Consider the following 9,643-nt stretch of genomic DNA (forward strand, 5'->3'; position numbering starts at 1 on the left):
CAGTCTTGCTGAGTGGAGGAAGCTTTGAAACACGCAATCACTCACAACAATCAAAAAGACGGAATCGACCGACGCGGATTTCTTGAATGCATGGCATGGGCGGGCACGGGCGTGCTGTGGACCATCGGCGCGGGGATGGCCCGTTCCCAGGCTTTCGGTCAGAACACTCCGGCAACGGGAAACGGCGGATTCACCTTCGTTCAGATCAGCGACAGCCACATGGGCTTCAACAAACCGGCAAATACTGATGTCACAGCTACTCTGCAGGCTGCCGTCGATAAGATCAACACGTTACCGGCAACACCTGACTTCATCATCCACACCGGCGACCTCAGCCACTCGTCGAAGCCCGCGGAGTTCGATACTCTAGCCCAGGTGATGTCGAGCGCCAAGCCCAAACAAGTGTTCTATGTCCCCGGTGAGCATGACAACTCAGTGGACGATGGCAAACTGTACCTGGAACGCTTCGGAAAGGACGCAAAGGGCAAAGGTTGGTATAGCTTCGATCACAAGGGCGTCCACTTTGTCGGCTTAGTGAATTCGGCCGCGCTCGAAGGTATGGGTAAGTTAGGCGGTGATCAGATCGAGTGGCTGTCCGCCGACTTACAGGGGCGTTCGTCCAGCACGCCGCTGGTGTTGTTCGCGCACCTGCCGCTATGGACGGTGTATCCCAACTGGGGGTGGGGCACGCAAGACAGCGAGCAGGCCTTGAGCTACGTCAAGCGTTTTGGCTCAGTCACGGTGCTCAACGGCCATATTCATCAGGTTATGCAGAAGGTAGAAGGCAACGTTGCGTTTCACACCGCGATGTCTACGGCGTTTCCGCAACCCGCGCCCGGCAGCGCTCCTTCGCCCGGACCGATAAAGGTTCCCGCGGAACGTCTGCGAAGCGTCCTTGGCATAACTAATGTCGCCTATGTGCAGCAGGGTAGGAGCCTGGCCGTCGTCGATTCGCCTTTGGCCGGAGCGATCGAGGGCTAAATGCGATTGTTAGCTGCCGCGCTCCTCCTTTCGACCGTTCTGGTATTGGCGGCAACCATCGCTGCGCCGCAAACCGGAGATGAGGCCAAAGGTAAAGAGCTTTTCCAGCGCCGCTGCGGCGGCTGCCACGCTACGGACCAGGTCAAGGAAGGTCCCCGGCTCCGCGGAGTCTATGGGCGGCGCGCCGGCACGACAACGGATTTCCAATATTCAGTCGCCCTGAAGACCGCACAGCTTACCTGGAACGACGCGCTTCTCGATAAGTGGCTGACCGACACCGAGAGCCTGGTTCCCGATAACGACATGACTTTCCGTGTCCCAAACCCTTCGGAAAGGCGCGATATCATCGCGTTCCTCAAGAGTATGTCGCAATAACCAGGTTGCATTGGAATAAAATCGTCGCTGAGGTGGTTTCTATTTAGTGAGCCATGCTGTCCCCAAACAAGGGACCAACGTTCCGGACGAACAGGATAAACTCCGCTTCGAAATGCTCGTTCTCCCGCATCTCGATGCCGCGTTCGATCTCGCCCGCTGGCTGTTGCGGGACCGCGCGGACGCCGAGGATGCCGCGCAAGAGGCGATGCTGCGCTCTTTCCGATTCTTCAGTGGCTTCCATGGCGGAGATGCCCGGCCCTGGTTGCTGCAAATTGTCCGCAATACCTGTTACTCCCGGTTGGAGAAAACTCGACGCGTGAAAGATACGATTGAGTTCGACGAAGAGTCGCACGCTCTGCAAAGCGCGACGCCCGAGGCGGCCGCCATCGCCGGCGATAATCGCGAGCGACTTACTCTCGCACTAGAGTCTTTGCCCACGCGCTATCGCGAGGTGATTGTCCTCCGTGAGTTAGAAGGTTGTTCTTACAAGGAGATTGCCGCCATTACTTCGATCCCCATCGGCACAGTCATGTCAACTCTTTCCCGCGCCCGGCGGCAGCTTCAGATCGCACTTACCGGATCTGCCAGCGCAAGGACTGCCCATGAGCTGTGAACGCACTTCCTCCGTTCTTCACGGATACTTCGATGGCGAACTAGACGCGGCCAGCGCGGCCGATTTCGAACTTCATCTCGAGCGCTGCGGCGAGTGCGTCCGGGCGCTTGCGGAGCTGGAATCTCTTAGATCGTCGATCAACGCCGCGCAGCTTTACCATAGGGCGCCTGACCCGCTCCGCCGAAAGGTTCTTGCTGACGTAGGATCGCCCCAACGTCTAGCTAATATGCCGTCCCACAAACCCTGGGCGTGGCTGGCCGTCGCCGCGGCAATTCTTCTCGGCTCGCTTGCCGGATGGCAGTTCTTCCTCGCTAACCGCACCGGTGCCAGTCCACCGGTTCTTACGGCGGAGCTTATCGACGCTCACTTACGGTCTCTCCAACCCGGGCATCTTACGGATGTTATCTCGTCCGATCAACACACGGTCAAGCCGTGGTTCGCCGGTAAGCTCGACTTCTCTCCGCCGGTTCGCGACTTCGCCGACCAGGGCTTTCCGTTGAAGGGCGGACGTCTCGATATCATCCACGGCCGCGCTGCGGCGGCGCTAGTCTACGGCCGCCGCAAGCATGTCGTAAATGTATTCATCTGGCCCGTCCCCGACAAATACAACCCGGTGCGTCCCGGCTCGCAGCAGGGATACCAATGGGTCGAGTGGCATAACGCCGGGATGGAGTTCTACGCCGTATCCGACGCGTCAAGTAACGACCTGGAACAGCTACACCGCTTGTTTACCGAGTAAGTCAGGAGGCGAGGAACTTACCGATCGACTTAGTCGCCTGCCGCAATCGCTGATCGTTTTCGATCAACGCGAAGCGAACATAACCTTCGCCCATCGGCCCGAAGCCCACGCCCGGAGATACCGCCACAAGAGCTTTCTCCATCAGAAGCTTCGAGAACTCCAGCGAACCAAGCGCCCGGAAACGCTCGGGAATCGCAGCCCACAGGAACATCGATCCGCGCGGCGCTTCCACCGGCCAGCACGCGCGGTTGAGTCCTTTAACCAGCACGTCGCGCCGCTTTTGGTACATCGCGCAGATCTTAGTCGTCTCGGTCTCGCACTCGCGCAAAGCAATGATGGAAGCAATCTGGATCGGCTGAAAAACGCCGTAGTCAAGATAGCTCTTAATCCGCGCAAGCGCGCCGATTAGTTTCGCGTTGCCCAGACAAAATCCCACGCGCCAACCGGCCATGTTATAGCTCTTAGACAACGAGAAGATCTCTACCGCGACGTCTTTCGCCCCTTCCACCTCAAGGATGCTCGGCGCTTTGTAGCCATCGAAACAAATGTCTGCATAGGCGAAATCGTGAATGACCCATGAGCCGTAATGTTTCGCCAGACGAATGATTTCCTTGAAGAAATCGAGATCGACACAAGTTGTCGTCGGGTTGTGAGGGAACGAGATGAGAACGATCTTAGGGGGGTGCGCCGACTTATAAAGATCTTCCAGATGCGTGAGGAAAGTTGCGGCGTCCGGCATCGGCAAGGTGCATGCGTGGCCTTCCGACATGATCACGCCGTACTGATGGATCGGGTAAGCGGGGTTGGGCGATGCAACAATGTCCCCGGGCCCGACGATCGCGAACATCAGGTGCGCCAGCGCGTCCTTGGCCCCGATGGTCACGATCGCCTCGTTAACGGGATCGAGCGTCACGCCGTAATTTCTGGCGTATCGATCGGTGATGGCAGCCCGAAGCTGCGGGATACCCTTCGAAAGGGAGTAGCGATGATTTCTAGGGTTGCGGGCTGCTTCGAGCAGCTTGTTGACAACGGGCCGCGGCGTGGCGCCATCGGGATTTCCCATGCCCAAGTCGACAACGTCCAGATTGTCGTGGCGCGCGCGCGCCTTCATCTCATTGATGACTGCGAAAACGTAGGGAGGGAGCTTATTGATCCGGTAGAACTCGTCAGAGGCAGCGGCCATGAACTCTCATCTTACTCACCCGCGCCGCGGCAGCGGCTTACTCACCCGCGCCGGCAGCGGCTCTGTTGAGTGCGCGAGTTGCTTCCAGGGCACGCTCGCGTTCAGACTCGCCCAGGGATCGCGGAGCGGGACTTCTATGCTTTTGCGCGGCGGCTATCTGCCGCACGGGGCTAGTGTGGGGCGCCGTTAACGGGACGGAGGCAGCTTGCGATTGGTCCGCCGATTCGAGCTGCGCGGTCACCACGAAGCGCTGCGGCGCGTGGCCCAGGAAGTAGAAGGGATAACAGGTGATCAGGTGAAGCTCGGAATCCTTGGTCGGCTGCAGCACTTCAATCTGCTTGGGGGAAATGATCTTAGTGCCCGTCACGCGATAGCAGAACTTTCCTTGGGCATCCTGAACATAAACCCGGTCGCCCAATTGGATGTCTTTCAGCGCGCGGAAATGAAGGTCGCGATGACCGGCGATCACGCAATTGCCGCGTTCTCCCGGCATTGCGCTGCCCCTCACGTGCCCAGGACCTTTCTTCAAGCTTTGGGCGTCCGAACCTTCAACGACATACAAAGAGGTGTGAAGCCGAGGGATTTCCAGATGCGAAAAGGGCTTACCTCTCGGGACCATTAAAGGAGTGCGGCTCCCAGGCGGGACGTTCTTAGGTTGCAGCTTCTGCGGCATATCCGGCAAGGCGGACTCATCTTGCCAGGTGTCTGCGATTTGCTGCTGGCTCTGCTGCGATTCAAGGTACTCGTGAATCCCGCGAAACACGAGAAAGCCGCCGGCGCCGATAAGAACCAGCGTTGCGGCGGCTTTCCCGTACTTATGCATAGCAGTAACTCGCGTCGTTTGAGACTAGGAGTTGGTGACGGTGCGGCGGACCATCAAGCCGGCCGCGGCAAGAATGATACCGGCGACAACTTCAAGACCCCAGCCATCAGCTGTGGTGGGCATCGTGTTGGTTTCAGGAGCGGGCGCCGGAGCCGGTGCGGGAGTTGGCGCGGGAGCAGCGGCCTCAGGAGCAGGCGCTGGTTCGGGAGCCGGGGCGGGCGCTGGCGGAGGTGCACTCTCGGCAACCTGAGTCTGTTCCCTGGGTTCGTACTTCGCGGCGACCGTGTACTCAGTCATCCGTTCCTTCTCGCGAGCCTTGACGGACGGAGGGAGCGGGAACTCGTAGCCGTAGTTCTTGCCTTGAATCCAGATCTTGTCGAAGAAGTAGTCATTACCGAAATGGTGGAGAACGATATCCGTTCTTTCCGGCGTATTGTTGTCCAGCGTCGCGATCGTCATTGCGGTCGCTTCGAGCTTCATTCCGTTGTCGCCGAAAATTTGCAGCACTTTGCTGTCTTGACCCGGCGTTTCGAGCTGTCGGATTACGTAATGACCCGGTTGCAGCGTGGTGTTGTTAATAGTAACGGCATAAGGCAGATCGACGATAACTTTGTCGTACATGGTTTGAGCGCTCGCGGAGCCGGCAACGAACATAGATCCTGCTGCCAAACTTGCGAGAGCGAAAAAGCGTAGTGATTTCATTCTTGACTCCCTGTAATTGATTTATAGTAAGGCGCATTCGCGATCATCATCGCTCGCGCTCGTTCACTTAGACCTGTTGCAATGAGCGTGCCAAAGTTGAAGGCGAACCGTTCAGAAGCCGATGGTACATTAAGAAGGTCGCATTCGTTCGCAAGTCCCCATCGTCTAGAGGCCCAGGACATCGCCCTTTCACGGCGGTAACGGGGGTTCGAATCCCCCTGGGGACGCCAAATTTCACGCCCCCTAAATCGACCTTTAGGTAGGAAACGGGGGATACCCCGGGCGACGCAGTCGATCCGTAGTTCGACTTTCGCCCGATCTCGGGTGGGCCCCTCATGTACGGGCGAATTCGCGTAGATATTCGCGTATCTCGTCACGTACCCGCCGAAACACATTCATCCGCTCTTCTTCCGACCGCTCGGATTGCGGCGGCGGATCCTCAAAACTACGATGCAGACGTTCCGCCGCACCCAGGAACAGCGGACAGTTCTCTTTGGCGTTGTCGCAGACCGTAATCACGTAGTCAAACTTCCGGCCCGCGAACTCGTCTACGCTCTTCGAACGATGACCGCTGATGTCGATTCCCACCTCGCGCATCACAGCAATCGCTTCGCTCCGGACAGAGCCAGGTTTCGTACCGGCGCTCTCCACGTCGAAGCGTTCGCCGGCGTCGTGCCGCAAGAGCCCTTCAGCCATCTGGCTCCGCGCCGAGTTACCGGTGCAAAGAATCAGCACCCGCTTCTTATCGTTCATGGGGGATCACCATGGAGGCGGCGTCTTTGGAGAATGACGGCGCCAGCCAGCGGAAGAGCACTGTCGCGGCCGCCGCGCCCCCCAGTTGCGCGGCGATGAAACCCGGGGCATCCAGCGGCCGAATCCCAGCGAATGTGTTGGTCGCCGCGCGGGCGAGGGTTACCGCGGGGTTTGCGAACGACGTGGACGATGTGAACCAGTAAGCTCCGATGATGTAAGCGCCGACCGCGAACGGGACCGAGGGCGAGCGCAAGCGTGAACATCCCCAGATCACGGAAAGCAATCCGAACGTTGCGATAAATTCGCTGAGCAGTTGAGCGCCGCCCGAACGCGCGTGCTCGGAGAACGCGAACAGCGGTTCTCCGAACATCAGGTGCGCCGCGGCGACTCCGGCAAAGGCGCCCGCGATCTGTGCGGTGATGTATCCGGGTACTTCGCGCCACGGTAAGCCGCCCTGCGACGCGTCCGCGAGCGTCACCGCGGGGTTGAAGTGGCCGCCGGATATCGGTCCGAACGTCAGGATCAACGCAACCAACGTGGCGCCCGTCGCGATGGTATTGGCAAGCAGGGCAAGAGCGATATTGCCTCCCGCCAGACGCTCACCCATGATCCCCGATCCGACCACTGCGGATAGTAATAACGCCGTGCCGGCCGCTTCCGCGGTAACCCGGCGTCCGAAGGTCACGAGCAACAATCCGACCCGCAACAGGCCGATGGCTTAGTCGCGCGGATAAATGCGCTCAGAAACTTGCCGGCCACGGCCGGCGCAATCGCGTCGACATTTACACCTTCCGCCGTCAGGAACTGTCGCGCGTCTTCAAGCTCGTATACGCGGGTCGGCTCAACCTCAATCGCCTCAAAACCCGCGTGCGTTAGCTTGGCAACGTACTCGGAATCCTGTAGCGCACCTGCAACGCAACCGATCCACAGTTCCACGCTGCGCTTGATCTCCGCCGGCAATTCGCCGCGCACCACCACGTCCGACACAGCCAACCGCCCGCCCGGTTTCAAAACGCGAAATGCCTCGCGCAACACCCGGTCCTTATCGCCCGAAAGATTGATCACACAGTTGGAAATGATTACGTCCACGCTGTTGTCCGGCAGCGGGATGGACTCGATCTCGCCTTTCAGAAACTCGACGTTCCCGATCCCGGCCTTACGCTGGTTTTCGCGCGCGAGTGTCAGCATGTCGTCGGTCATGTCCAAACCAAAGACTTTCCCTGTGGGGCCGACGCGTCGTGCGGAGAGAAGCACATCGATGCCGCCGCCCGAGCCGAGGTCGAGCACCGTGTCGCCGGGATTCAGCTTGGCGAGCGCCGTCGGATTCCCGCAGCCAAGCGATGCCCGCAGCGCCTCCTCGGGTACTTCGACCGTCTCGCCCGCACTATATAAATTCGCCGTGATCGGATCGCAACCGCCGTCGAGCAGCGCAGAGGCTCCGCAGCAGCCGTTGCTGCCGCCGGTTGCGACGCGGCGCGCAGCCTCGCCATACTTCCCCTTTACCATTTCGCTAAGTTCCATGTAGTCTCCCCTTCTACTTACAGACCTGAATGATGGCTTGCGGCTCAATCGCCTTATTGCGCGTGCAGCATTCCGCATAGAGAAAGCGAAGCAGCTCCTGCAGCCCGTCCACATTTGCCGAGTACCTCAGAAACGTACTCTCGCGGCGTACCTTCACCAGATCCTCGTTCTTCAGCTTTTCGAGGTGATGGGAGAGCGTTGACGCCGGAATATCCAGCTCCGCGCCGATCTCTCCCGCGATCTTGCCATCCGGGTGGGCCGACAGCAGCGCGCGCATGATCCGCAGACGCGGTTCCGTTCCCATCGCCGAAAACATGTCGGCGTAGCGCACCACGTCCGGTTCGTTCTTTGGCTTAGCCATCAGTAGCTGTTTCCTTCCATGTTTCTATAATTGTCGAAGTATGGTAGGATTGTCAAGAGTCAGGCCGCGAATAGTTGCGTGCTAAATTGAAAACTCTCATTTACAGGTCAAGAACTGATGCGAAATGTCGTAATCGTGGGTTCCGGATGCGCCGGAAACACAGCGGCCGTGTATGCCGCGCGCGCGAATTTGAAACCGCTGGTCATCTCCGGCTATGAAGCCGGCGGCCAGCTCTCGCTGACATCGGAGGTCGAGAATTTCCCCGGTTTCCCCGAGGGAATCAACGGGCCTCACCTCGTCGGCAACATGAAGACGCAGGCCGAGCGCTTCGGGGCCGAGTACATGGACGGCTCGGTCCTCGAAGCCGATCTGCAGCAGCGCCCGTTCCGCCTGAACGTGGAAGGCGAGTGGATCGAAACGCGGACCCTGATCATCGCCTCCGGGGCTTCCGCGCGCTGGCTGGGGCTGCCCAGCGAGCAGCGGCTGATCGGCCACGGAGTCTCCTCCTGCGCCACTTGCGATGGGTTCTTCTATCGAGGCAAAAAGATCATGGTGATCGGAGGCGGCGATTCCGCGATGGAGGAAGCTAACTACCTGACGCGGTTCGGCGACGAGGTGTCGCTGGTGCATCGGCGCGAGAACTTCCGCGCCTCGAAGATCATGATCGACCGCGCCCGCGCCAATCCCAAAATCAAGTTTCTGAACAACACGGTGGTTGACGAGGTCTACGACGTGAGTAAGATGCTGGTGACCGGCGTCAAGCTACGCAACCTGCAAACGGGCGAGGCCTGGGAGCAGGATGTCGACGGCTTCTTCGTCGCGATCGGTCACATCCCGAACACAAGGCCGTTCAAAGGTCAGATCGATACCGACGAGGACGGGTATATCCTTTCGCATGGCGGCGCGCGCACCAATATCCCCGGAGTGTTCCACGCCGGCGACGTTCAGGACCGCGTCTATCGACAGGCGATTACCGCCGCCGGGGCGGGTTGCATGGCGGCCATTGAAGCTGAGCGGCTGCTCGAAGCGGAGGGACATTAGATGATTGAACGACTCACTCCGCCGGGTGTTCCCACGCCGCGCGGTCCTTACTCCCCGGCGGTTCGCGCCGGCGATTTCCTGTTTGTTTCCGGACAGGTGCCGGTAAATCCGGAGACTCAGAAGCTCGAGCTGAGCGATGTGAAGGGCGAAACGCGCCTGGTACTGAGTAACCTCAAGCTGGTGCTCGAAGGCGCCGGAGCTTCGATTGCGGATGTAGTCAAGTGCTCGGTATTTCTGGCCCATGCCGCTGACTTCGCGGCGATGAATGAGGTATATGCGGAGTTCTTCGGTGAGGCCAAGCCCGCGCGCACCACAGTTGTTTGCGGTTTCGCGATGGCCGGACTCAAGGTTGAAATCGACTGTATCGCTTATAGTCCGAAGAAGTAACTGCGACTACTTAGTAATCCAAAACCAGCGGTTGTGCGCGTCCAACCGAAAGTCGTCGGTTCCTACGTGCATGATAGTTGCTACTTTGGCAACGCCCCTATTGATATCGATTCGCCGCATTGCCGAAGGAGTTGGCCCCACGGAGCCGAGTGCAATCGGCATGG

13 protein-coding genes, 1 tRNA gene and 1 pseudogene are annotated in these 9,643 nt (G+C 59.2%); 8 read left to right on the forward strand and 7 right to left on the reverse strand.

Features of this window, described 5'->3' with window-relative positions:
* The first annotated feature begins 24 nt into the window (after positions 1 to 24).
* The 5 genes and pseudogenes from H1Y01_RS18210 (at position 25) to H1Y01_RS18225 (ending at position 2,708) form a co-directional block, all read left to right on the forward strand.
* Positions 25 to 981, forward strand: a complete 957-nt coding sequence (locus H1Y01_RS18210) for a metallophosphoesterase family protein (RefSeq protein WP_219341677.1) — start codon at positions 25 to 27, stop codon at positions 979 to 981.
* Positions 982 to 1,356 carry a c-type cytochrome gene (locus H1Y01_RS18215; RefSeq protein WP_180542081.1) on the forward strand — a complete coding sequence of 125 codons (375 nt, stop codon included), beginning with the start codon at positions 982 to 984 and terminating at the stop codon, positions 1,354 to 1,356.
* A 46-nt stretch (positions 1,357 to 1,402) separates the two neighbouring features.
* Positions 1,403 to 1,969 carry a sigma-70 family RNA polymerase sigma factor gene (locus H1Y01_RS18220; RefSeq protein ID WP_219341678.1) on the forward strand — a complete coding sequence of 189 codons (567 nt, stop codon included), beginning with the start codon at positions 1,403 to 1,405 and terminating at the stop codon, positions 1,967 to 1,969.
* Positions 1,959 to 2,018: pseudogene (locus tag H1Y01_RS20175) on the forward strand (hypothetical protein); the annotation flags it as partial. The gene H1Y01_RS18220 and the pseudogene H1Y01_RS20175, both read left to right, overlap by 11 nt.
* Before the next feature lie 177 nt (positions 2,019 to 2,195).
* Entirely contained in the window at positions 2,196 to 2,708 is a 513-nt protein-coding gene (locus tag H1Y01_RS18225) for an anti-sigma factor family protein (RefSeq protein ID WP_257644475.1), read from the forward strand.
* Between the two features lies 1 nt (position 2,709).
* Here H1Y01_RS18225 and H1Y01_RS18230 read toward each other — a convergent pair whose 3' ends face one another.
* The 3 genes from H1Y01_RS18230 to H1Y01_RS18240 are packed head-to-tail and all read right to left on the reverse strand — an operon-like array spanning position 2,710 to position 5,368.
* A complete protein-coding gene (locus tag H1Y01_RS18230) occupies positions 2,710 to 3,891 on the reverse strand; it encodes an aminotransferase class I/II-fold pyridoxal phosphate-dependent enzyme (protein ID WP_180542087.1) in 1,182 nt (393 codons plus the stop codon).
* 37 nt (positions 3,892 to 3,928) lie between these two features.
* Complete coding sequence (locus H1Y01_RS18235) at positions 3,929 to 4,714, reverse strand: class D sortase (RefSeq protein WP_180542089.1); 786 nt, start codon at positions 4,712 to 4,714, stop codon at positions 3,929 to 3,931.
* A 24-nt stretch (positions 4,715 to 4,738) separates the two neighbouring features.
* Positions 4,739 to 5,368 (reverse strand): hypothetical protein, encoded by a 630-nt coding sequence (locus H1Y01_RS18240; protein WP_180542091.1) that lies wholly within the window; start codon positions 5,366 to 5,368, stop codon positions 4,739 to 4,741.
* A gap of 202 nt (positions 5,369 to 5,570) precedes the next feature.
* Between H1Y01_RS18240 and H1Y01_RS18245 the strand changes: the two genes are divergently transcribed.
* A tRNA-Glu gene (locus H1Y01_RS18245) sits at positions 5,571 to 5,646 on the forward strand.
* 103 nt (positions 5,647 to 5,749) lie between these two features.
* Here the strand turns inward: H1Y01_RS18245 and H1Y01_RS18250 are convergent.
* From H1Y01_RS18250 to H1Y01_RS18265, 4 genes are read right to left on the reverse strand one after another with little or no spacing between them, the layout of a single operon-like run.
* A complete protein-coding gene (locus tag H1Y01_RS18250) occupies positions 5,750 to 6,169 on the reverse strand; it encodes an arsenate reductase ArsC (protein ID WP_180542094.1) in 420 nt (139 codons plus the stop codon).
* A complete protein-coding gene (locus H1Y01_RS18255; RefSeq protein WP_180542096.1) occupies positions 6,159 to 6,854 on the reverse strand; it encodes an aquaporin in 696 nt (231 codons plus the stop codon). Before H1Y01_RS18255 ends, H1Y01_RS18250 begins: the two co-directional genes overlap by 11 nt.
* Positions 6,851 to 7,690, reverse strand: a complete 840-nt coding sequence (locus tag H1Y01_RS18260) for an arsenite methyltransferase (RefSeq protein WP_180542098.1) — start codon at positions 7,688 to 7,690, stop codon at positions 6,851 to 6,853. The genes H1Y01_RS18255 and H1Y01_RS18260 overlap by 4 nt, the downstream gene beginning before the upstream one ends.
* Before the next feature lie 13 nt (positions 7,691 to 7,703).
* Positions 7,704 to 8,051: an ArsR/SmtB family transcription factor gene (locus H1Y01_RS18265; protein WP_180542100.1), complete on the reverse strand. Its 348-nt coding sequence runs from the start codon at positions 8,049 to 8,051 to the stop codon at positions 7,704 to 7,706.
* A gap of 117 nt (positions 8,052 to 8,168) precedes the next feature.
* On the opposite strand from H1Y01_RS18265, the gene trxB reads away from it, so the two are divergent.
* Both trxB and H1Y01_RS18275 read left to right on the forward strand, forming a co-directional pair.
* Positions 8,169 to 9,092: a thioredoxin-disulfide reductase gene (gene trxB / locus H1Y01_RS18270; RefSeq protein WP_180542102.1), complete on the forward strand. Its 924-nt coding sequence runs from the start codon at positions 8,169 to 8,171 to the stop codon at positions 9,090 to 9,092.
* Positions 9,093 to 9,479, forward strand: a complete 387-nt coding sequence (locus tag H1Y01_RS18275) for a RidA family protein (protein ID WP_180542103.1) — start codon at positions 9,093 to 9,095, stop codon at positions 9,477 to 9,479.
* Positions 9,480 to 9,643: the final 164 nt, after the last annotated feature.

This window comes from Nevskia soli (assembly GCF_903970205.1).
Lineage (GTDB): Bacteria > Acidobacteriota > Terriglobia > Bryobacterales > Bryobacteraceae > Bog-113.

Excerpts from the sequence above, each read along its gene's own strand:
- H1Y01_RS18215 (WP_180542081.1), top strand. The coding sequence starts at position 982 with ATGCGATTGTTAGCTGCCGCGCTCCTCCTTTCGACCGTTCTGGTATTG.
- H1Y01_RS18225 (WP_257644475.1), top strand. The coding sequence starts at position 2,196 with ATGCCGTCCCACAAACCCTGGGCGTGGCTGGCCGTCGCCGCGGCAATT.
- H1Y01_RS18240 (WP_180542091.1), bottom strand. The coding sequence starts at position 5,368 with ATGTTCGTTGCCGGCTCCGCGAGCGCTCAAACCATGTACGACAAAGTT.
- H1Y01_RS18235 (WP_180542089.1), bottom strand. The coding sequence starts at position 4,714 with ATGCATAAGTACGGGAAAGCCGCCGCAACGCTGGTTCTTATCGGCGCC.
- H1Y01_RS18250 (WP_180542094.1), bottom strand. The coding sequence starts at position 6,169 with ATGAACGATAAGAAGCGGGTGCTGATTCTTTGCACCGGTAACTCGGCG.
- H1Y01_RS18265 (WP_180542100.1), bottom strand. The coding sequence starts at position 8,051 with ATGGCTAAGCCAAAGAACGAACCGGACGTGGTGCGCTACGCCGACATG.
- trxB (WP_180542102.1), top strand. The coding sequence starts at position 8,169 with ATGCGAAATGTCGTAATCGTGGGTTCCGGATGCGCCGGAAACACAGCG.
- H1Y01_RS18230 (WP_180542087.1), bottom strand. The coding sequence starts at position 3,891 with ATGGCCGCTGCCTCTGACGAGTTCTACCGGATCAATAAGCTCCCTCCC.
- H1Y01_RS18260 (WP_180542098.1), bottom strand. The coding sequence starts at position 7,690 with ATGGAACTTAGCGAAATGGTAAAGGGGAAGTATGGCGAGGCTGCGCGC.
- H1Y01_RS18275 (WP_180542103.1), top strand. The coding sequence starts at position 9,093 with ATGATTGAACGACTCACTCCGCCGGGTGTTCCCACGCCGCGCGGTCCT.